This is a genomic window from Streptacidiphilus sp. MAP12-20, from assembly GCF_041262525.1.
GTDB lineage: Bacteria > Actinomycetota > Actinomycetes > Streptomycetales > Streptomycetaceae > Streptacidiphilus.
This window is the reverse complement of the sequence record NZ_JBGCCK010000004.1, coordinates 316979-338946: the sequence shown is the minus strand read 5'-3', so window position 1 is coordinate 338946 and position 21968 is coordinate 316979. Positions and strand designations below refer to the sequence as shown.

The window sequence follows — 21968 nt, the reverse complement described above, 5'->3', positions numbered from 1 at the left end:
GCTGTCCGGCCAGGCCGGACGTGCACGTACTCTCTCGGACATGCGCCACCAGCACCCTCCGTGTCAGCCCATCGCCGAGGGCCTGTGCCCGTCCACATGCACGAGCGACCTGAACGCGGTTCTCGCGGTGGGCTGGGTTGACCTTGGTCACCTCGCTCCTGGCGAGCGGCGCTTGGCCTCGCGTTTTTACGAGACGGTGGCTGTCGACCGCGCGCGTCTTCGGGCCGTCCAGGAGGCCGCGCGGTCGTCGTGCACGGTGTGGACGGGGAGCCGCCCGCACCCGATGGGGTCGTCGTACGCGGGGACGGCGCTCGGGTGCTCGGACATCGACCTGTACGCCCCGATGCCCGCGAGCTGCGTGAACCTGGGACAGCTGGAGGTCCTGCTGACGGGGAGGGCGGTCTACCGCAAGACTCGCCCCGGGCCGACCGGTGAGGCGCGCCATCTTTTCGGCTACCTGGAGGGCGGTACTCGGGTGGACCTGAACTTCGTCCCGCTGTCGGACTATCGGCTCGCGCTCACGGTCGTGCATGAGATCCGCAGCGGCCTCTCCCGTGAGGACCGTGTCGTGCACACCTGGATCAAGCACCTCCTCCAGGAGCGGGAGGACCACGATGCGTACGACGCGTGGAAGACCTCCATGCGCCTGCGCTGCTCGCCGACGCTGCGGCAGCTGATGGCCAGCGGCGGTGCCAGCACCCCTGGCAGGTCCCAGGATTGTGGCCTTCTCGGCTGCGAGTGAGCCGCCGAGCCTGGGCGCGTGCAGCCGGTGGAGGGGGTTTTGGGGTGGGGGTGGAAACACTCGTTGTACTCGTTGCACCGCAGGTCAGACGGAGTACGAGTGCCGGATCCGGGACGAGTGCAGTCGTCCCGAAACAGACTCGGCAGGGAGGGCGGCGCTCGGCGCCTGCCTGCGTGAGACGGGTGCCGGTTGATGTTCATGGCGCCCGAAGGTCGGCTGGTCCGGTAAGGCGCACGATCCCTCGGGCGTCGTACTCACCGTGCTGGCCGCCCTGTCGGGCATGGGCCCTACCCATTTCCGCGCACCGTGCGTGGGAGAACCCAGGAGACGGGGGAGAAATAGCCCAGGTGGGGCCGTGGTCCGCTTTCGCGGTGCTATAGCCCCACCCGGGGAGAGTGTCACGTGATCAGGTGCGACGGGTATTCGCCCAGGTACGGACGCAGCGGGAGAACTTGGCAGCGGCCCACAGGACTGTGGCTATCCCCCACGCGACGCCGGCAAAGATGACCCCGTGCAATACCGGCGAGGACTGGATCTGGGATGTGACGCCGACGGCAGTTGCCAGCCCGACGCTCATCGGCATCGATGGCGCGCCGTGGCGCTTCCAGCTTTCCGCTATGCGTTTCAGCACCATTCCCAGCACGGCAGCCAGCCCCCAAAGTAGTTGCACATTCCATTGTTCGGTGACGTCGTCGGGCGATGAGTTCCAGTGGAGGTGGACCTCCCCGGGTGGGGCCGAGGATTGTCCCACCCGTCGCGACTCCGTCAGACGTCAGTCCGAGGCTTCACGATTCAGGCCCGCTCGTTGTTGACGGGCCTTGCGCCCCTTCCCTCCGAAGAGGAGGAGCAGGACGATCGCTGCCGGGCCGAGAAAGATGGCTATGAAGCTCCAGTCCGCCGCGTTGGCACCCCTTCGGGGTGCAATCTTCGATGCTGCGATGCTGGAGCAAATGACGGTGACGACGCCGACGGCGATTTTGAGCAGGTGCTCTGTCATGATGCGGCGAACTCCCTTGGTGCAGGGGGGTGTGGCCCCGCGTGTGAGGCCACACCCCCGGTGCTACTGCCGATTCCTAGTAGTAGTACGAGGACGATTCGTAGATGTACGGCGACTCATACCACGTGTGGTGGTAGGTGGGGCCCCACCAGAACAGCGTGAAGGCGAATTCGCACCTGGACTGGTACCAGTAGTATGTCTGGCGCGAGCGATGCCATTGTCCGCCGTAGATCTCGACCCAGAACTGGACCTGATAGCCCCACCTGGTCTGGAGGCCGTCGATCTGGACCTCCGCAGGGAAGATGTTCTCCCATCCCTGCATGACCTTGATTATCCAGGACTTCCACCAGCTGGCCTGCCACCCACTCCAGGTGTCGTACCAACCGCCCCAGCGGATGCCGCTGTCCCAGCTGCACCACTCGGAGTACTGGCCGGTCAGGTCGTATTGGTTGATCGGGTTCTGGTTGGTGTAGTCGTAGCTGTTCGCGCTGCCGCCCGTCACGGGGTCGACCTGACTGAACCTTCCGGTGTACGGGTTGTAGACCCGTGCGCCCATGAGTACCTGCCCGCCGAGGGCTCCGCCGGAGCGAAGGTCGACTCCCAGCCAACCGTACTTCTGGGCCGGCCCGGTCTCGGCGGCGCCGAACTCACTGTAGGTGTGGGTCGCGGCGACGGAGTTGTCGCTGGCGTTGATGTCCGCCAGCACGTTCCCGTGCAGGTCACGGAGCTCGAACATTGTCGCCGTCGCGGTCACCTGTGCGAGCAGTCCGATAGGCCCGGTCACGAGGCGAGTCCAACCACCAGTTGCGTCGGTGATCAGGTCGGGGCTGTCCGAGTTGTCCGCGAAGTGGTTCGTGGTGGTTGACCCGGTGCTGCTGTCGGTCTGAGTCAGCGTGCGGTTGCCCTCGGGGTCCAGAGCCCAGGTGATCGTGTCGCCTGCCTGGGTCTGGCTGGCCACCATGTTGTTGGAGAAGTAGGTGGCGGACAGGTCGCCGATGCCGCCTGCGTAGGCCGAGGGAGTTGTGGTGACGTTTCCCTGGGTGTCGTAGGCGAAGCCGGTGTCGGTGATCCGGTCAGCGCTGTCGTAGGTGTGCGAGTTGGTGGATGTCGTAGTGGTCTGGCACGTGCCGTCGGCGTTGGGCGCGCCGCTGGTCAGGCCGGTTCGGTTGGAGTTTGCATCGTAGGAGTACGTGCGGGTGGTGCACTGCCCGGCCTGCGTGTCCGCAACCGTGCTCAGTCGGTCTGCGGCGTCAAAAACGTAGGACTGGTTGGAGGCCAGGGTTGTGCGGCTGACCCAGTCGTCGGTGGCGTCCCTGACGATGCTGTCGCTGAGCGGGTTGCTCCAGCTGCTGTTGGTGTAAGTCTCAGTGGTGTTGGTTCCGGTGGAGTCGACGGTGAGTGTGCCGGTTGTGCCGCCGGGGTAGGTCCAGCTGCTGAGACTGCCGTTCGCGCCGTAGGAGTAGCTGAAGCTGCCGGCCTTGGTGTCCGTCTCCCCGGTGAGCTGTCCCGTGTGGTTGCTGCCGCCGTTGTAGACAAGGGTTACGGTGTCGGTGCTGTCGCTGCGGCTGACTGGCCGGCCGGCCAGGTCGTAGGCGTAGCTGGTGACCTGACCCGACCCATCGGTGTAGGTGCTGGCCTGGCCCCAGTCGTCGTAGGTGGTCTTCAGGTCGGCTGTGACAGCGCCACCGCTGTCGAGGCTCTGCGTGTCCGTTGCCAGGCCGGTACCTACGTCGTAGACGGTCTTGGTGGGAGCAACTGCCGCGCCCATCCCGGTGCCGGTGGTGGTGATGCCGCTCTGGATCTGGCGGTTGGCGCCGTCATAGCTGGCCGTCGTCGTTCTAGTGGACGTGCTTCCGTCGGCGGCCGTGTAGGTCCGCGTCGTGGTCAGCGGCGACAGGTACGTGTTGTACGTGAACTGGGTGACCGGGAGGCTGGCCAGTCCGGCGGTGCCGGGCTGAGCGGCCGGCTCGGTCTTGCAGATCAGGTCGGTCCAGGCGGGCTGGTTGCCGCAGGCGGAGTCGGCGCTGTTGCTGCCGGCGGTGTAGTAGACGGTCTTGGTGGTGCCAGTGCCGGTGCCTGCGGTGTCGCTGGGCTGGCTGCTGGAGATCTGCAGAGGTTCGCCTCCGTACAGCCCCGAGTTCTCGTTGTACGCGATGGTCTTGGTGATGTTGAGGTGGCCAGTACCGGGGTCGGTGACGGTCTGCAGTGCCGTCCGAAGGGTCCAGCCCTCGTTGTCGCTGCCGTTGTTGTAGATCGACTGAGTGGTGCGGCCGTCGACGTCGCTACTGCCGGGTACCGAGCTGCCGAGACTGGCGGTCACGGTCTGGCTGGTGACGAGGTGGTAGGGGTTGCCGTTGGCGTCCTTGTCGCTGTTTGGCGCGCCCTGGTCGTAGACCTGGTGAACGTGGGTGCGGATGGTCTGGATACTGCCGGCGGCCATGGCCTGGTGGGCGGGGCCGTAGGTGTCGGTGAGCCCAGTGCCGTCACTGCTGTAGACGCTCTGGGTGTCGAGCTGGGCCGCGACGGTAGCGGAGGTGCTGCCCGCGGCGAGCGCGGTAGCCCTGTTGCCAGCTGTCAGCGAGCGAACGGTGTTGCCGTACTTGTCGTACTCCGTGGTGGCGATGTTCCAGCCGTTGTTGTAGCTGGCGGTGTTCACCTGCTTGCCGTTGGCGTCGTAGTAGAGGATCTGGGCGTAGGTCCAGTCCGTGGGCGGGGTGCTGGTGGGGGCGTGGTCGGCCGGGAAGATCGCGACCGCGGAGGCGGGGACGTCGGTCTGTCCCCAGGTGGCGGTGGTCTGCCAGTCCATGTTCGCCGGTCCGCCTGCGGCGGTGGTGAGCGGGACGCTGTAGGCGACCACGGTCTTGGCCGTGCCGCCGCCGTTGGCCGCGTTGTGGGTGCGGGTGACGGAGGCGAGCTTGCCGTAGTCCGCGCTGGTGGCGGTGTCGTTGTAGGCGAGCACCCACGGGGCGAGGGTGCCGACGGTGGACTGGGCGGGGCTGATCTGGGTCAGGCGCCCGTTGTCCGGGTCAGCGGTGCCGTTCTCGTCGTAGCTGTAGGTGGTGGCCAGCGCCGGGCTGATCCGCGGGTCCCACTCGGTGGCCAGGCGGCCGGAGGCGTCGTAGGTGTACTTGGCGACAGGGGTCGTGGTCAGGGTGGTGCCGTCGGTGGTGAGGAGGTCGACCTCGTTGATGTTCCCGGTGGTGCTGTCGTAGCCGAACTGCAGGCCGCGGCAGCCGGCGGCCCAGCTCGCGTTGGTGGCCGGGTACGGGCAGGCGGTGGTGTTCGGGGTGCTGGTGGCCGCGTTGGGGGCGACCATCAGCATCAGCTTGCCCTGGGTGGGGCCGTTGTTCGGGTCGTAGATGTAGCCGGTGGACTTGGCTGAGCCGGGCTGGGTGACCGTGGTGGGCAGGTACAGGCCACCGACGCCGCCGGTAGGCAGAGCGAAGGTGACCTGGACGCCACTGGTGTCCGTGAGGGTGAACCCGGTCGAGTTCTTGGTCAGGGTCAGGCCGCTGACCGCGGCGGGGCCCTGACCGGTATACGGGGTGGTCCCGTTGCTGGCGGCTCCGGCGGCGAACGTCAGCTTCGAGCCGTCCTGGCCGGTGAGCTGTGCGTAGGTGCCGTCGTCGGTGACCGAGGCCCAGGAGTTGCCGGAGGTCGGAAGGCTGGTGGTCCAGCCGGGGCCGAAGCCGGTGTTCACGGTCGGGTTGAGGGAGTTGAAGGTGCGGTCGACGGACAGGCCGCTGCCGTAGCTGGAGATGTTCACGTCGTTGGCGCTGACGGAGGCGTTGCCGGACTGCAGGCCCACGGTGACGGGGCCGGCCTGGGTGGTTCCGAAGTCCGTGCCCGTTCCGAGGCGGTCGAGGGTGACGTTGACCGCGGGGGTGGTGACGGTGTTGTTGTTGGAGTCGGTGAAGACCGCTTCGACCTGAACGAGGCCGTCGGTGTTCAGGCTGTGCGCCATGTTCCAGGTCAGCAGCGGGGTGACCTCGGAGGTCACGGTCCCGGAGCCGCCCATCACGAACATGGCGTGAGGCCCATACAGAGTTCCGGTCGTGTAGACGTTCTGCACGGCAACCGGCCAGGTCACCGATGCCCCACTGTTGGTGACGTCACCGACGGGCACCGGGACGAACGAGCCGTTGGTGCCGACGCGGTAGTAGAACTGGGCGCTGACGGTGCCTGGTGGTGAGGACGCCTGGAGCTGGACCGTGTTGGAGGTCGTCTGCTGGTCAACTGGGGTGACCAGGGCGGCGCCGCCGACACCGAAGACGTAGGTGGTCGCAGCGCTGGCGGTGCCAGCGTTGTTGACCGCCTTCACGGTCAGGGTGTGCAGGCCGTTGCCCGGGTTGATCGCCAGGCTCGTCGAGCTCTGCAGCGGCATGATGCCGCTGTCCAGGCTGGGGGCATAGCCGGACAGGTCGGTGGCGGTGTCGGAGAGGGTGCAGGTGACCCCGCCGGAGATTGCAGCGGTCCATGTGTTGGCCGGGTAACTGGGGCAGTTCACCGTCGGCGCGGCCGGGGTGGTGGAGTCGATGGTAAACGCCTTGGCGGTGGTCCAGGCCGAGTAATCGTGGCCGTCGTAGGCGCGGACCTGCCACGTGTACGCGCCGTCAGCGAGCGCCGTGGAGGGCGCCCAGGTGGCGGCCGTGCCGGAGTTCACAAAGGCGGTAGTGCCGGAGGCTTTGACGGTGCTTCCAGAAAGGATCTGGTAGCTGTACTGCACCGTGTCACTGTTGGCGTCCGTGGCGGACGCGGACAGGGTCGGCTTGCCGGTGGAGGTGTATGTCGTCGAGCCGACGACGTTGGACGGGCTCACCGACAGGTTCGTCGGGGTGGCCGGCGGGTTGTTGTAGGTGATGGAGAACGTTGGGTTGTCCGCGAAGCGGATCAGGTTGACGTCGTTGGTCTCGGTGGAGTTGTACAGGCCGACAGTCCAGTTGTTGTGGCTGCCGTTCGCGAGCAGCTGCATCGAGGGCTGGACATTGAAGGACACCGCCAGGTTGGGGCTCTGGCTGGTGGTGGTGAAGCTCTTGGCGACGACCGGGTTGGGGTAGTTCGGGTTGACCGAGCTGTCGTGGCACGGCTGCGCGTTCCACGTCGTCGACGCGGTGATCGCGCACGTCGAGTACACGTTGACGGTGTCGGTGTTTGAACCTGACGCGGCGGCGTAGGTGACCGTGGTGTTCAGCGACGCCGAGATGACCGTGGAGCCGTAGATCGAGGACGGCACGCTCAGGTTGTAGTAGGTGCGCTCGATGCCGGTCGGGGAGGAGAAGCCCTGGTAGCCGACCGCGAGACCTGAGCCGGGTGCGGCGTCGTAGTTCGAGGTGGTCGGGTAGGCCTGCTGGACCTCGTCCCAGTGCAGCGTGGCACCGGAGGTCGGGTGCGGTACGAACGCGGGATCCTCAAACACCGGGTACACGGTGCTCTTCGCGGTCAGCAGCGAGGTGTCTGCGGCCAGGTGCAGCTTGTGGTTCGTGAAGGTGGCCTTCACCCGCCGCTGGTGGGCATGGGAGCCGGAGGTGTGTGCAGTGGAGTGGGTGCCGGGTGCAGCCAGGCTGGCCACCATAACCCGGGCCAGGCCTCCGGCCTGGGTGCCGCCCGCGGTGGCGCTCGCGGTGGGGGTGGGGGTGGGGCTGTCCGACGGTGTCGCGGTGGCATCCGTGGTGGTGGCCGAGTCCCACATGACCGGGGCTGGCGCGTTGACCAGCAGGCTGCCGCTCGTGGTGGTGTCGGTCAGGTTCCCGCCCGCGTCCGCGGACACGACCGTGCCGTTGCTGGAGTTGACCGTCTGGGTCAGGTCCGCGAGCGCCGGGTCGGCGGCCGCGGTGGCGTTCTTGATGACCAGGGTCTCTTCGACCCCGCCAGCCGCGGTCGCGGTGACCTGCAGGTCCACCCCGGACGCGAGCACGTTCGGGTAGGTGAGGGTGGCGCCCGAGGCGGTCGGGGTGGGCAGCGCGCTCGGCCAGGTCAGGCCGAGTTGCTTGCCGTCAACCGTCATCGTCGCCAGCGGCCCGGTGCCGCCACCGGAGAGCACCAGCGAGGACTCCGAGAGCGCGGGTGACCAAGCGCCGTTGCTGCCCTTGACCAGGGTGGGGTCCAGGTCTTTCCACGCCCCGGCCTGCTTGACCCACTTGGGCTGCGCGAACGTGTTGTACGTGAAGGTGCCGTCGGGGTTGGCGAAGGTCTGGGAGGCGTCGGTGCGGTCGTCCAGCACCTCCACCGCGGAGCCCTGCTTCTTCGCGGCCATCATCGCCGCGTAGGCGTCCGGCCGCGAGGTCACCGTCGTAGTCGAGGAGGAGTTGGTGTCGGCCTTCGCCGCCGTCGCCGGTGCGATCACGGCGGTGCCGGCGGCAAGCAGCGCCGCTGTCACCGCGAGCGCGGCCGACCGGGTCAAGGGCGGGCTTATCAGTCCGCCTGTGAATCTGCGTGAGAACAAGATGCTTCCAGTCCAACGAGGAATCATGACAGGCAGTGCATGCTTCGGTTACGTGCACAGCCGCGCGATCATCCCACCTCGTATGCGAAGCAATGGCTCCCACCTGTGCAGATGATCATCTCAGGCAGACTTCCTTGGCCATGCAGAGTCGTTCCAGCGGTGACTTTGAGTAACTATCGGAGGCACATAGTCCGCTTTGAATATCTATATCTTCGTCATCTGGCAAGGCGTCATGTCGGCCGCTGTCAGGAACTTCGCAGACAAGGGATGCCGAAGTGTGATGGAACATGCGGGCGAACCTCGCCAAGCCCGCCGGAGTCGCCATGGGCAAACCGGACCAACGGGCTCCGAATGATGCCGCGTCCTGAACCGGTATCAAGGGGAGGGTGAGCGGCTTCGGGGGCGTTGTGTACTGACCCAAGCCACCTCGCGCACTCCCTTGGCGGGGTCGAACGGCACGAACCGCTTCCGGTCGATAACCCGCTGGGCCTGGCTGCCCTCGACATCGGCTGGACCGCTCCCTCGGATCGTGGAGCTCACTGGGCCGATGAGGCGATCCGTGCGCAGCTTGACCGCTACCGCCTCGACCTCTTCTTGGCCGGGGCCACGGCCCCGCTCGCGCCTAGTCCAACCTGGGGTCATTTGTGCGTCAGTCATGGGTGGGGATCAGTCCCCCTACTTGTGAGTAACTTAGGCACTGTTAGGCATTGAGCCGCCGAGGAAGCTGGTTTGTCTGTTGCACAGGGACGCTCGGTGGCGACATGATCTCGGCCGCTAGTCGTATGAACAGAGCAAGAGAGCAGGGATCATGAGCGCCGCCGGGCAGCCGTTCGCCGAGTCGGAGCAGGGACCGTTGGGCAGAGCGTTGGCGATGCGCTACCGAGCACCGACCTGGCAGGCCACGTTCGGCCTCGGCTGCTACGCGCTGATGGCGGCCCTTCTCGTGACAGACGCCGTCACCTGGCCGATCCCGGGTGAGCCGTTGTCAGAGCGCCTGACCGTAATGTGGCCATTCGCGCTGCTGGCTCTTCAAAACTGGTGGCTCTCTTTCTGGGTTGGCATCGTCCTCACCCCGGAGGCCGCCGTGATCTACCGGTTCCGCCGGCGGACGGTGCCATGGAGCAAGATCGCCGAGGTAGCGGCGGAGCCTTTCGCGCTTGGCACAGGCCGCCGGGCCGTGCTTTACCTCCACGACGGCACGCGGATCCCGCTGCGCCAGCCTTGCACCGGCTTCCTCGCTTGGGACCGCCGCTTCGATGAGAAGCTCGGCACCATCCACGCCCACTGGTTGGCCGGCGGCGGCGTGCCCTGGTCGGAGGACGAGGAAGACGAGCCGCTGGCGGATAGCTTCCGCCTCAGCCCTTCCGTTCTGCAGCGGATCTATCCATCATTTCCGATGGCGCTGGTCGCCATCGAGGTGGTGGTGGGCAGCTCCCATGACCGCGGCAGCTCGACGGCCGAGCATCTGCTGGGCTGGCTTGTCGGCCTGCTCATCCTCGGCTGCGCCTCCCGGTTCTGGTTCGTCCGGACCATCGCCGACAGGGAACAGCTTGTCTCGCGCGACCTGTTCGGTCGGCGTACCGCCCTGCCTTGGGCGGAGGTCCGCGCCCTGCAACTGGTGTCCGTCCGCCGCACCCACCGCATCGCGATGGTGGACGCCACCGGCCGCACCCTGCTGCTTGCCGCACCGCGGGGAGGGGCGCTGCTCTGGGACAGCGAGTTCTCGGCCAAGGCGCAGATGCTGTGCCGCCGTTGGAGTGAGCTGTTCCCGGAGGCCGCTGCGGCTCCGCTCCTGCCGCCCGCGCTGCCGCAGCCAGCCGCCCCGTATACCGGCCCGCGACTGTGGCAGCGCGCCGTCGTGGGCATCATCGGCATTGCCTACGGCTACGGTGGGATGATGGCGGTGCTGGTCGGCCTCGTTGTGCTGCTGATGCAGCTTTGAACGGCCTGACCTGAACCTCAGCCGACGGGTCCCGATGGTCCGCTGGACCATGGGATCGCCGCTCATAAACGCCTCCGGTGACCCAAGCCGCCTTTACGTCAACGCCATTGGGAAGAAACCCACCTCTTGCCGGGACCCGGCTGTTGGCGCTGGTAAGTGGCCGTGCTACTCATCCTGCTCGCCGAAGTAGTAGTGCTGGTAGAGCTTTCGGAGCCGGTCGTAGTGGGTGCGGTCCTCGTCGCTGAGGCGGGCTTCGAGGGTGTCGGTGTCCGGGATGGTGCCGCTGTACCACTCGACCTTCGTGACGTAGCGGCCGAGCAGCCCGGTGGAGAGCTTGATGACCTCGGCGGCTGCGGCGGCCTGCTTGGCCCGGTATGCCTGCGCGCCAGGGTGGGTGAGTGCGACTAGGGCGAGCCGCTTATACTTGGCGCGGTTCTTCTTGGTCATGGCGGCCAGGAGGTCGTCCTCGTGGATGAGGTCCCCGGGGAGGTCGTCGATGTAGCGGTCGGCGAGGGCGTCGAGACGCCGCATGGCCTTGGCCCGCCCGTTCTTCGCGCCGGGCTCGCCCTTCACGGAGCGTTCGACCTCGTATTCCCGCATGAGCTCGGCGCTGTGGCGGGCGGCGTCGTGCTCCGCGGCTTCGGCGGTGAGCACCTTGCCCATCTCGGTGCGGGTGAAGGGCCGCCCGTCGCTGAGGTGGGCATAGGTGTCGGTGTCAGGCCAGAGGTTGAAGTCGCAGTCGAGGAGCAGGTCGATGACGTCGCCGCGCAGCTCGGGCTTGGACATGAGGGCCTCCTGAACGTTGGGCTGAGGTAGCTCGTGCAATCGGGATGGGCTCGCCCAGGTGGCGGGCCGGGGGCGGTGCTGCCGGGGTGGTTCAGCGGCGGCGGGCGCGGTCCGGCGACGCGCCCGGCGTCGTCGGTGCGACCGCTGCGGATGCGGTGGCGGGTCGAGCGGTCGCCTGGGTGCTGCGAGCGAGCGCGCTTCGGGTCCGGGTGGTGATGCGGTCGGCCTGCTGGTCCTGGAGCCGCCACAGGAGCAGGGCGGCGGGGTTGTCGGTCTGGCTCAGGTCCTTCCTGTCGTCGTCGCTCAGGGCGACCGGGCCGCTGCCGCTGGCGTCGGCTCGGCCCAGGGTCACGAGCAGGGCGGGCCAGTGGGGGTCGGTGGTGATCCGCTCGGCCAGATCGGGTGCCTGGGCGTGGATCCAGGTCTCCCAGCGGGTGGTGATGCGCCGGTCGGGGGCCTGGTGGGTCAGGCGAGCGAGCGGCTGGGCAGCGGTCCGCTGGTAGGCGGCACGGAGGTGGGTGAGGGCTTGGCGGGCGGCGGATTCCTGCTGCTGGTTGCGGTGGGCCTGGTGCCAGCGGGCGGTGACGATGACTGCATCGATCATGACGCAGAGCAGCCAGGTGACCGCGTCGCCGGTGCCGTGGGTGTGGGTGATCTGGTAGGCGAGCTCGCGCAGGGCGCGCCCGGCCTGGTAGTCGGCCTCCTTCCGGGATCGGGTGGCGCGTTCGAACGTGCTGGCTGCGGCTCGCAGTTCGGCACGGGCGGGCTCGGGTGCGGTCTGGGTGGTGGCGTCGAGGAGGGCGCCCAGGGCGTGGATGTGGTCGGCGGCCTCCTGGTCGGTGCCGTGGTTGAGGGCGCGCGGGTAGCGGTCGAGGTGGCGGGCGGCGTGTCGCCACGGGTCGGCAGGCTGGTAGCCGGTGGTGAAGTGCTCGGCTGCGGCGAGGCGGGTGAGGATCTTCGGGAGGGAGAGATCGGGGGCGAGGCGGCTGCCGGAGAACCACACCGGCTCGCCGCCGTTATCGGGTTGGTGGGCGAAGGTGATGCCGCGGATGTCGCCGGAGGGCTTGCGGGCCACGTTGGCGAACACGCCGTGTCCGGCGAGGTGGGTGACCAGCTCGTCCACCGAGGCGGAGGCTGCGAGGGCTTCGCGGACTGCGCTGCGCAGCCGGACGCTCTCTGGGGCCTGGTTGGTGCGAGTGGCTTTGAAGTGCTCCTTGTGTCCGGGGCGCTTGGCTGCGGTGCCGTCGCCGCGCCGGACCAGGTTGAGGTGGAGGTCTTCCTCGATGCGGTCGACCTCGCGGCGCATCTTGTTGATCCAGTACTTCGGCTGCTCGGGTGCGCGGCCGTCCTGGCGGACCAGGCCGACGAGGAGGTGAATGTGGTCGTCGGCGTGCCGGACCGCGATCCAGCGGGGGCCTTGGGTGTCGCCGTCGATGAGGAGGCCGCCGGCGGTGAGGACGCGGCGGGCGACGGTGGCCCATTCGGCGTCGGCGAGGTGCCGGTCGCCGGGTGCGGTGCGGATGGGGATGTGCAGGTACTTCACCTCCGGTCGCTGGTCGGGGCGCAGGGCCTTGATGGGGATGTCGAGGCGGGCGGCGAGCTTGCCGATCGTGTCCCGGTCGGGGTGGCGGCCGGGGTCGGGGGCTCGGTCGATCCAGGCGGCGACCAGGTGCGGGTCGGTGTGCTCGTTGGTGCGGCCGGGCCCGAACAGGTAGGCCACCGCCTTGTAGGCGTAGCTGCGGGTGCGGATGGGTTTGACGATCACGCGCGCTGGCTCCTTTAGTCCCGGACGAGGCGGACGGCGGTGGTCTCGACGCGGTCGACGGCCTTGTCGATCCGCTCCAGCAGCCGCGCGTGCGCGTCGGTGAACGTGCCGCCCTGGTGGAGGTAGCGCGTCCACTGGTTGAGGAGGCTGCCGACCTGGTCCAGCGCGGTCGTGGCCTCGTCCAGGCGCTGGATGCCGGCGCGGAAGTCGGCGACGGCGGCGCGGGGGTCGTCGTGGCTGGCCGCGAGCAGGGTGGCGAGCGCGGTGAACGTGCCCGCCTTGCAGTCGTTCGCCTTGGCGGCGGCGGTGACTGCGGCCCATTCGGCGTCGCTGAACCGCGGATGCGTACGGTTCTCGCGCTGCTGCTTCTCGCGCTTGCGGCGGCGCGCGCGCTCCAGGAACGGCACCCCCGGGCCGGTCACTTGCTCGGCCACCCCGGCCGAGCCCGCAGCCCCGACCGGGGCGGCGCCGGGGTAAGGACTCCTTACCCCGCTACTTGCTCCCCCGTTCGGGGTCTCCCGGTCATCCGTCCAACCGTCACCGTGACCGGCGCCGGTCACCGCCCCGTCACCGAGGTCAGCGCCCCGGTCACCGAGGTCCGTGGCCTGGTCACCCCGGTCAGCCTGGTTGGCGCGGTCACCGGTAGCGGTCAGGGGAGTGCGGTCGGGCTGCTGGCTGGTGGCCATGGATGTGCTCCAGACGTTGGATGGAGGGGGTCTCGGGGTGGGGGCGGCAACACTCGTTGCACTCGTCGCACCGCAGGTCAGACGGGTTACGAGTGCCGCATCTGGGACGAGTGCAGCCGTCCCAGATCCGCCCGACGGCCATCGGGAGAGCGCACGGCAGGCGACAATCGGCCTGTTGCCGGGACGACTGCACTCGTCCCGGTAACCGCTCTCGTAACGCCCCTGACCTGCGGTGCGACGAGTGCGACGAGTACACGCGCAAGGAGGGGTGGGCGGGGTTACCGGCCTCGTCGCGGTCCGCCGTCCGTGGTCGGCGGCCGGTACGTGGGCGCAGGACTCGCGCCCGGCGTGCGGCCGATGGTGCCGATCGCCTGGCTGCGATGGGTTGCGGCGGCCAGGCGGTCCCGGGTGGCGGCCATCTCAGCCGACACCTCCCGCTCCCCGCTCACCGCGGAAGCCTGCGGGGCCGGTTCGGGCAGCGGCCTATCGGCCGCCTCCGGGCCGGTGCGCGGCTCGTGCCCCGCCCTGTCGGGCTCGGCCAGCGCCAGCGGCTGTTCAGAAGCTGAGCGTGCCGTGGCGCTTTCGGCACCCTTGAGGACGCTGGGGCAGTAGCGGGCCCAGGCGTCGAGGAACTGGGTGCGGGCGAAGCCCTTGGCCTGCCCCCGGCCCTCGAAGCGGTAGTTCTTCGAGCTGATGTCGAAGTCCCGCAGCAGCATCTGCAGGTAGCGCGGCGTCAGCCCGCCGCTGCGGGGCCCATAAGTGGGCCACGGGCTCTCCTCGTCCGAGCACAGCAGCACGATCAGCTGCTTGGTCGGCATCAGCTCCGGGTGGCCCACGCTCGCGAACGCGCCGTGGACGTCGATCAGGAGCTGCATCGGGTAGTCCTCCAGCCCCGGCCGGTCCGACTCGCGGGCGGTGATGACCCGGCACGCCTGACGGGCCAGGTCGGGCCAAGTGCCGTCGGCGAGGTCGGCGACGATGACCAGCGGCTCCCAGGTGTCGGCCGCACGGTCCTCCACCGGCATCGCCGGATCCATGTCGCCCGCCCGGTCGGCGATCGACTGCGCCCAGGCGGCGAGGCGTTCGCGCAGCGGCTGGAGGGCGTCGGAGTCGCGGGTCCGGAACGACTCGACCGACTCGGCGGCGGAGCGGCGGCGCATGCGGACCACGACCGAGCGGTCCATCACGGTGTCGGGCAGGTCCCCGATCCCGGCGAGGGCGGCCATGGAGAACGTCTTGTGGGTCTCCAGCTCCATGCTCTTGCCGTTGATCCGCAAGGTGTCGCGCTTGCGCTGGTGGCCGCCATTGAGGATGCCGCGTAGCGCCTCGGCGTCACCCGCGGCCTTGGGGCCGAAGATGGTGTCAGCCTCGTCGACCAGCAGGGTGGGCGGGTTGTCGCCGATGGAGCGGTAGATTGCCGCCACCGAGGCGTTAACGGTCATGATCGGGCGGTGGCAGGTCGCCTCGACCACGTCCAGCAGCCGCGACTTGCCGCACCGCTTTTGCGGCCCGGTGATCGCCAGGCGCGGGGCGTGCTGGAAGGACTGCTGCAGGTGCGAGGCCGCGATCCACAGCGTGACCGCGTTCAGGGCGTGCTCGTCGGGCAGCACCACATACCGGGCCAGCACCACCCGTAGCTCGTCCAGCAGCACGGCCCCGTCCGGAACCGGATCCGGACCGGCAGTCGGGGCCGCCGGAACCGCGTCCGGGGATTCGGCCGAGGGGCCGGAGGTCCCGGCGGGAATGAGGTCGAGCTGCCCGTCGACGACGGGACGGGGCTGGTCGGCCTGCTTCAACAGGTCGTCAGGGTTCAAGACGGAGAACCGCCTTCCGGTGATCAGGGCGTGCTGCGGCGGCCACCGCGCACACCAGTGAGATGTCGCTTGCGAGAGAGGGGCGGTCCGCCCTACGGCGTTGGTAGCGCCGGGTTCAGGGCAGGACGGACCGCCAGGTGGAGAAATGGACCGCAGGGAGCCCCGGTGGTCAGGAGGCCGGTCGGCGGTGCAGCGGACGGACCGCCGCGACCTGGGCGCGGGGACATTCCCCGGACAACGTCCTTCCGGTGGCCAGGGCGCCGAGCCGGTTGAGGGCCTGGGCGTGGACCTGGGCAGGGTCGTGGCCGTGGACGGTGGCCTGGATCAGCCACTTGCCGAGCGTGTGCAGGCGCGCGGACCACGCCTGCTCGGCCACGATCACCGCGTAGTGGTCCACCGCCGCGACCGAGTGGACCGCGCTTGCCAGTCCGGACACGTATCCCGGACCGCCCGCCTGGTGCAGCACCCGGTCCCGGCGCAGCCGGTGGGTCACCGTTACCGGGTCGACCGGCTCACCGGCCTGGTGGAGTGCGCACATCGCGGTCCACACCAGCCCGTGAGCCGGTGTAGCGAAGTCCTCCTCCCCGAGTAGCCCGCTGGTGGTGTCGAGGGCCTCGGTGCTGTGCAGGCACGCGGCGAGCACGGCGCGTTCGGCATCCACAGCCTGTGGAGGCCGCGACCACGACCACGTCCCGGCATGGGCTTGGCGTTCGAGCGGTGGGGCCGTAGGGTGCACGTGAACCTCATCTCTACCGAGCGGGGCATGGCCGGCCAGCCATCCCGCCTGGGTGATCAGTGAGTTGTCGCTTGCTGGAGAGTTCTCGGGCCGTCGGTGTTGGTAGCACCGATGGCCTTCTCCATGTCCGGTGTCGCGGTCAGGCCGCGCGGTCGACTGCCTGGTCTTCCAGCCATGCCTCCACCTCCGCCCAGCGGTAGCGCAGGTGACGCCCGACCTTGTGCGCGGGCGGCCCCTGACGGCGGTGGTTCCACACGTAGACCGTGCTGATCGGCACCTGCAGGAACTCCGCCAGCTCCTCCGCGCTCAACAGCGGACGCCGGTCAGCGGCGGTATCTCGGTTGGTGCGGCCGGTGGTTCGGCGCATCGGTTCCCCCTTCATGGATCGACAGCAGAGCCCAATCCGGCGACCGCCGCTTGGCGGTGATCACCGGTGGGACGCACACGATGCCCGAAGATCCCGGCCGCGCCAAACAGCGAAAACCGCTGACCAGAGTCCCGAAGATCCCGGATGCCCGAGTTGATCGGAAGTAAGCGTGGGAAAATCCGACACTAGTGAGCACTGATCGCCTTGACTGGGACGATCTGACACGCGCCGAATCGTTACCTTTCGGTGTGTCCCACGGGCCTTGCATCGCTGCTGATTTGGCACGGCCGGGGAGCGGTCGTAGGGTGCGATGTGCCCGCCTCGGCGGGGGCAGGGCCGGCCAGCCCACCCCCTACCGACGGGATCTCAGGCCGCCGTTGGTAGCGCCCGGCCCACCCTGAACCCCACGACCGCCACGATCACGCGGCCCTGACTACGGCCTGGTCTTCCAGCCATGCCTCCACCTCCGCCCAGCGGTAGCGCAGGTGACGGCCGACCTTGTGCGCGCGCGGCCCCTGACGGCGGTGGTTCCACACGTAGACCGTACTGATCGGCACCTGCAGGAACTCCGCCAGCTCCTCCGCGCTCAACAGCGGACGCCGGTCGGACTCCCCACGCAAACCTCCGCGGGAATGGGGGGCAGGACGAACCACGAACTCTCCAAACGACGCATGGGACAACAGCAGGCGCCGCCGATAAACCATGCCGGCGACCACCTGGCGAAGACCCTAAGCAGCACACTGGCGAAAAGGCAAGAATTTCCGGGTTGCTGAGATTTGTTTGCCACATCGCCCTATCGCGCGCATCATGTGCGGTCATCACCACAGGTCAGGCAGCACGTAATGCGCGCAGGCGCACGTATTGTGCGACACCACACGGCATTCCCCGACTCAATCCGACACGGCAATCCTGGTGGTGCTTAAAAGTCTTCACCATTTGTAGGAGAACTGATTGACGCGCCGCTGCGTCTCGACTTAGATCAACAGCACGTAGGCCACCCTCTACACGGCAGCCGAGAGCCCAACTGCCTCATCCAGCAATCGAAGGAGAGACCCCTTGGCCAGCGTTTACGACCGATGGCACAAGTCCCGCCCTAAGAAGGGCGAGGCGGAGTGTCCCGAGCACAAGGGCAAGGTTGCGTCTGCCGAGCACGGCATCGGTATGCGGTGGCAGGTGCGCTACCGCGACCCCGTCGGCACGCCGAGGAAGGAGCCCTTCGGGCGGAAGGTCGATGCCGACCGCCGTGCGGCCGAGCTGTCGCACCACATCACGACGGGCAAGTTCGTTGACCCGGCGGTCGGCAAGGAGACGTTCCGGGAGGTTGCCGAGCGCTGGCGTGAGGTGGCCGTCCACGACGCCTCGACGGTTGAGCGCGTCGAGCGGGCCCTCCGCCTCCACATCCTGCCGATACTCGGGGACTACCCGATCGCGTCCATCCGGACGTCGGACCTCCAGGCGTGGGTGAAGGACCGCGCTGGTCATCTGGCGCCGTCGACCCTGAAAGTGACCTGGAGCTACATCACCGCCACATTCCGGCTCGCCGAGCTGGACCGTCAGGTCGGATTCAATCCCTGCCGTGGAGTAAAGCTCCCGGCCGTTCGACGGAGGGAGATCGTGCCTCTCACCGTCAACGTGGTGGCGGCAATAGTGAACGCGCCGCCTGGCTGGTACCGGGCCATGCTGCTTCTCGCCGCGGCCTCAGGTCTGCGGCAGGGCGAGCTCTTCGGCATGGAGGTGGGCGACCTCGACTTCAGGGCAGGGACTGTGCGGGTGCGTCAGCAGCTCATCAGCCCGGATGTCGGCGAGCCGTACCTGGCGGAGCCGAAGACGCACGAGAGCTACCGGACGGTCCCAGTGGCCAAGACTGCCATGGACGCGTTGGCGGCCCACCTGAAGCAGCACCCGGCCCGGCGGGTCGACGTCGAGGACCGCACGAACCCCCGGAAGCCGAAGCGCCGCAAGGCGCTACTCGTCTTCACCAACGAGCGCAGCGAGGCCATACGACGAGCGTCCTGGGCATCCGTGTGGGCCAACGTCGAGAAGGTCGCTGACAAGGCGCTTCGCGAGGCATACGAAGGTGCGGTCAAGAGGTGGGAGCGGCGTGGTCGGCCGGAGGGCAGCGAGCCGGTCTTGGAGCAGGTGCCGGCCGGGTCCGGGATGCACGACCTTCGCCACTTCTACGCCTCGGTGCTGATCAAGCACCGCGAGAGCGTGAAGACCGTGCAGGTGCGGCTCGGTCACTCCAAGCCGTCGATCACCCTCGACATCTATACGCACCTCTGGCCGAACGACGAGGACACAACGAGGGCGGCGGTGGAGTCGGTCCTCACCGGAGTGCCCTCGTTGTGCCCTGTAGCTGCCTAGAGCCTACATTTGTGCAGGTCAGAGCAGTGTTCTAGCGGTAGTTCACGAACTGGATCGCGAAGTCCAGATCCTTGCCCTTCAGCAGCGCCTGGATGGCCTGCAGGTCATCGCGGCTCTTGGAGGTGACCCGGAGCTCTTCGCCCTGGACCTGAGCCTTCACGCCCTTGGGGCCCTCGTCGCGGATGATCTTCGCGACCTTCTTGGCGTTCTCCTGGGAGATGCCTTCCTCGATCGTCGCGAAGATCTTGTACTCCTTGCCCGACAGCTGCGGCTCACCCGCGTCCAGCGACTTGAGCGAGATCCCACGCTTGACCAGCTTGCCCTGGAACACGTCGAGGATGGCCTTGACCCGCTCCTCGCCGTTGGCCCGCATCTCGATCTTGTCGCCGGACCACTCGATGGAGGCACCGACGTTCTTGAAGTCGAAGCGCGTGGCGATCTCGCGACCGGTCTGGTTGAGCGCGTTGTCGACCTCCTGCCGCTCGACCTTCGAAACGATGTCGAAACTGGAGTCGGCCATGATCCTTGAGTCTCCTTGGTGATTCGGTTCCCGCCCGCGAACGGCGGCCGAACCAGCCTAGCCACCCACTCGGCCTGCTGCCCGCCCCCACACTGATCAACCAAGTGGCGAAGCACCCCCCACCATCGGGTATGGTTTACGACGTCGAGCGGGAGACCGCGAGACACCATCCCTGGCGGGTTGCCCGAGCGGCCAAAGGGAGCAGACTGTAAATCTGTCGCGCAAGCTACGCAGGTTCGAACCCTGCACCCGCCACGTGGAAACGAAAGAGCCCCTGGTCAGCGGAAACGCCGGCCAGGGGCTCTCGTTCTTTCAGTGCTCGTCCAGTGCCGGACCAGCTGGGCCTGGACGCGCAGTGGACGCGCGCCCAGACCCGCTCCCGCCGTTCGCTGTTACCTGGATGAAAGGACGTTCGCCACAGCCTCGTCGCCCCGCGGTTCGCCCGGGGTCGGCAGGCTGCCGTGGCGGTCGGCGCCGTCGGTCGGGACTGCGCGGGCTCGGTCGAGCTTCTTGATCAGCTGTCGCCCCACGCCGATCATCGGGGTCTCCACCCGCGCGTACAGCAGGTCGGCGATGGCCAGGGAGACCAGCGCCGCCGCGCCGGCGAAGAGCGGGGTGCCGCGTGGGATGGACGGTGCGAGGACGGGGACGACGGTCGCGGCCAAGGCCTGGACCAGGTAGAGGCCGTAGGAGCGCTCGCCGACCAGGACCAGGGGGCGCCGTGAGAGCAGCCAGCGGCCGGGGCCGGGCCCCAGCAGGCTCGGGAGCAGCAGTGCGACGCCGAGGCCGTAGAGAAGGACGGTGGGCTGCTCACCGTGGAAGTAGGCGACCAGGCTGGGAATGTTCGCGTGCAGGACCAGGAAGCCCACGGCCACGGCCACTCCGACCGCCGGATGGGTCAGCGGGCTGAGCAGGGCGAATCCGCGTGCGGTGTGGAGAACCAGGGCGAGTAGGGCGCCGATGAGGAGGACCGCATAGTGCACTCCCATCCCCACCCAGGTCTGACCGTAGGGGATCAGGACCAGTGCGACGGCGGCGACGGCCAGCGGGATGCGCAGGCGGGCGGAGACCCTGCTGGCTGCCACCAGCAACAGCGGCCAGACCAGGTAGAACTTCCACTCGATGCCTATGGTCCACGTGTGCAGGTAGGGCACCCCCGGCGGGATGTGGTACTCGTTCATGAAGAGCAGGAAGTGCGGCAGGTGCTCCTTCATCGCGGTCCAGTGACCGCCCTGGCCGTAGGCCGCGAGCACACTCAACGCCAGGACCAGGTAGTACAGCGGCATGATCCGGAAGATCCGGCGGAGGTAGAAGTTCCGCAGCGAGATCCGACCGTTCCGGTCGTGCTCGCGCAGCATCAGCGTGGTGATCAGGAACCCGGACACGACGAAAAAGATGTGCACGCCGATCCAGCCGGAGAGGAATCGGCTCTGTGCCCCGCCGCAGTGGAAGAAGACGACGATCACCGCGGCGACGGCACGCAGCCCGTCGAGGGCGTCGAACCTTCGAAGGGCCAGGAATTCGGCATGGGTGAGCCTGCGCATGCGAGTCTCCGGGTAGCTTGTGAGGAACGCGCACGTGCCTTCCCTGGGCCGGCGGCCAGAGCACAGGGTACTCAAAGGTCGACGGGAACCGGCCGCCCAGGCCCGCCGTCCTTCCCGTGCGACGCGGACGCGAGCGCCTCCGCGCTGACGAAAACCCTTCCAGGTCGTGAACTTCTCACTGTTCCCGCCCCTCACCCCGGTGGGAGCCTTGTTGTCGGCTTCTCCCGAAACGGGCTTCCCTGGGCGGGGGAGTCGAGGCAGGTGCCGTGGATGGGGACGGTGTGGCATGGACATCAAGGTGCTGGGACCGTTGGAAGCGGCCGAGGGCGAGCACTCCATCGTGCCCTCGGCCGGCAAGCCGCGGCAGCTGCTCGCGCTGCTGGCGCTGAACATGCGTCAGATGGTGCCGGTGGTCGCCATGATGGAGGAGCTCTGGGGATCGCGACCGCCACGCAGCGCCACCACCACACTCCAGACCTACATCCTCCAGTTGCGCCGCTCGCTCTCCGTCGCGTTGGCCGGATCCGGTCGGCAGGCCAAGGACGTGCTGGTCACCCGGAGCGCGGGCTACCTGCTGCTGGCCGAGCCGCAGGACGTCGACGCCTGTCGCTTCGACGAGTTCACCGTTCAGGGGTACGCCGCCTTCGACGCCGGTGACGCGGAGGGCGCCTCGCGTCTGCTGCGTCAGGCACTCGGGCTCTGGCGCGGTCCGGCCCTGATCGACCTGCCGCGGGGCAGCCGCCTGGAGGTCGAGGCGGCCCGCCTCGAGGAGACCCGTCGCGCCGCACTGGAGCGGCGCCTGGACGCGGACCTTCAGCTCAACCGGCATCACGAGATCCTGGGTGAGCTCGCCGGGCTGACCGCGCAGTACCCGTTGCACGAGAACCTGCACGCGCAGTTCATGCTGGCGCTCCACCGTTGCGGCATGTCGGCCCGCGCCCTGGAGGTCTACCGCCGGCTCTGCGCCTCGCTCCTCGACGAGCTGGGGCTGGAGCCGTCCGGCCCCGTGCAGCGGCTGCGGCATGCGGTGCTGGCCTCGGACCCGTCGCTCGATCCCGTCAACGAGCTGCGGGCGCGGGTGGGGTTCTGGACTCCGAGCGCGGTCGTGCCGCCGCCCCGATTCCCGGTGCTCGACGGCGGGCGCGGCGCGGACGCCAGGCCCCGGCAGCTGCGGGGATCATGAGCAAATCACGATGAGGTCATGACAGATTCACTTCCTTCGTCAACGCCTTTCGTTCGAAAATCGAGCCGCCAGTACATCGC

General features: G+C 68.3%; 16 protein-coding genes and 1 tRNA gene. 5 read left to right on the top strand and 12 right to left on the bottom strand.

What is annotated here, in order from left to right:
• The first annotated feature begins 40 nt into the window (after nt 1–40).
• Nucleotides 41–742 (top strand): hypothetical protein, encoded by a 702-nt coding sequence (locus ABIA32_RS07690; protein WP_370093101.1) that lies wholly within the window; start codon nt 41–43, stop codon nt 740–742.
• Between the two features lie 406 nt (nt 743–1148).
• Here the strand turns inward: ABIA32_RS07690 and ABIA32_RS07685 are convergent, their stop codons facing one another.
• The 3 genes from ABIA32_RS07685 to ABIA32_RS07675 form a co-directional block, all read right to left on the bottom strand.
• Nucleotides 1149–1493 carry a hypothetical protein gene (locus ABIA32_RS07685; protein WP_370093099.1) on the bottom strand — a complete coding sequence of 115 codons (345 nt, stop codon included), beginning with the start codon at nt 1491–1493 and terminating at the stop codon, nt 1149–1151.
• A gap of 21 nt (nt 1494–1514) precedes the next feature.
• Nucleotides 1515–1739 (bottom strand): hypothetical protein, encoded by a 225-nt coding sequence (locus tag ABIA32_RS07680; protein WP_370093097.1) that lies wholly within the window; start codon nt 1737–1739, stop codon nt 1515–1517.
• 76 nt (nt 1740–1815) lie between these two features.
• Nucleotides 1816–8139 carry an RHS repeat-associated core domain-containing protein gene (locus ABIA32_RS07675; protein ID WP_370093096.1) on the bottom strand — a complete coding sequence of 2108 codons (6324 nt, stop codon included), beginning with the start codon at nt 8137–8139 and terminating at the stop codon, nt 1816–1818.
• Nucleotides 8140–8989: 850 nt separating this feature from the next.
• Here ABIA32_RS07675 and ABIA32_RS07670 point away from each other — a divergent pair.
• Nucleotides 8990–10123, top strand: a complete 1134-nt coding sequence (locus ABIA32_RS07670; RefSeq protein ID WP_370093095.1) for a hypothetical protein — start codon at nt 8990–8992, stop codon at nt 10121–10123.
• Nucleotides 10124–10288: 165 nt separating this feature from the next.
• On the opposite strand, the gene ABIA32_RS07665 is transcribed toward ABIA32_RS07670, so the two are convergent.
• The 7 genes from ABIA32_RS07665 to ABIA32_RS07635 all read right to left on the bottom strand — a co-directional run bounded on the left by ABIA32_RS07665 (nt 10289) and on the right by ABIA32_RS07635 (nt 16897).
• Nucleotides 10289–10909: a hypothetical protein gene (locus tag ABIA32_RS07665; RefSeq protein ID WP_370093094.1), complete on the bottom strand. Its 621-nt coding sequence runs from the start codon at nt 10907–10909 to the stop codon at nt 10289–10291.
• A 91-nt stretch (nt 10910–11000) separates the two neighbouring features.
• A complete protein-coding gene (locus ABIA32_RS07660) occupies nt 11001–12674 on the bottom strand; it encodes a mobilization protein (RefSeq protein ID WP_370093093.1) in 1674 nt (557 codons plus the stop codon).
• Between the two features lie 14 nt (nt 12675–12688).
• Nucleotides 12689–13360, bottom strand: coding sequence for a hypothetical protein (locus tag ABIA32_RS07655; RefSeq protein WP_370093092.1), 672 nt, complete (start codon nt 13358–13360; stop codon nt 12689–12691).
• Nucleotides 13361–13638: 278 nt separating this feature from the next.
• Nucleotides 13639–15174, bottom strand: coding sequence for a DUF3631 domain-containing protein (locus ABIA32_RS07650; protein WP_370093091.1), 1536 nt, complete (start codon nt 15172–15174; stop codon nt 13639–13641).
• Between the two features lie 169 nt (nt 15175–15343).
• Nucleotides 15344–15835, bottom strand: a complete 492-nt coding sequence (locus tag ABIA32_RS07645) for a DnaB-like helicase N-terminal domain-containing protein (protein ID WP_370093090.1) — start codon at nt 15833–15835, stop codon at nt 15344–15346.
• 214 nt (nt 15836–16049) lie between these two features.
• Nucleotides 16050–16277: a helix-turn-helix transcriptional regulator gene (locus ABIA32_RS07640; RefSeq protein ID WP_370093089.1), complete on the bottom strand. Its 228-nt coding sequence runs from the start codon at nt 16275–16277 to the stop codon at nt 16050–16052.
• A gap of 419 nt (nt 16278–16696) precedes the next feature.
• A complete protein-coding gene (locus ABIA32_RS07635; protein ID WP_370093088.1) occupies nt 16697–16897 on the bottom strand; it encodes a helix-turn-helix transcriptional regulator in 201 nt (66 codons plus the stop codon).
• A 436-nt stretch (nt 16898–17333) separates the two neighbouring features.
• On the opposite strand from ABIA32_RS07635, the gene ABIA32_RS07630 reads away from it, so the two are divergent.
• Nucleotides 17334–18641: a tyrosine-type recombinase/integrase gene (locus tag ABIA32_RS07630; protein ID WP_370093087.1), complete on the top strand. Its 1308-nt coding sequence runs from the start codon at nt 17334–17336 to the stop codon at nt 18639–18641.
• A gap of 31 nt (nt 18642–18672) precedes the next feature.
• Here the strand turns inward: ABIA32_RS07630 and ABIA32_RS07625 are convergent, their stop codons facing one another.
• Entirely contained in the window at nt 18673–19161 is a 489-nt protein-coding gene (locus tag ABIA32_RS07625; protein ID WP_370093086.1) for a YajQ family cyclic di-GMP-binding protein, read from the bottom strand.
• Between the two features lie 174 nt (nt 19162–19335).
• Here ABIA32_RS07625 and ABIA32_RS07620 point away from each other — a divergent pair.
• A tRNA-Tyr gene (locus ABIA32_RS07620) sits at nt 19336–19416 on the top strand.
• Nucleotides 19417–19553: 137 nt separating this feature from the next.
• Here the strand turns inward: ABIA32_RS07620 and ABIA32_RS07615 are convergent.
• The gene (locus ABIA32_RS07615; RefSeq protein WP_370093085.1) at nt 19554–20705 is read right to left on the bottom strand and encodes an acyltransferase family protein; all 1152 of its coding nucleotides are present in this window, start codon (nt 20703–20705) and stop codon (nt 19554–19556) included.
• Nucleotides 20706–20991: 286 nt separating this feature from the next.
• On the opposite strand from ABIA32_RS07615, the gene ABIA32_RS07610 reads away from it, so the two are divergent.
• Nucleotides 20992–21888 (top strand): BTAD domain-containing putative transcriptional regulator, encoded by an 897-nt coding sequence (locus ABIA32_RS07610; RefSeq protein WP_370093084.1) that lies wholly within the window; start codon nt 20992–20994, stop codon nt 21886–21888.
• Nucleotides 21889–21968 lie beyond the last annotated feature (80 nt).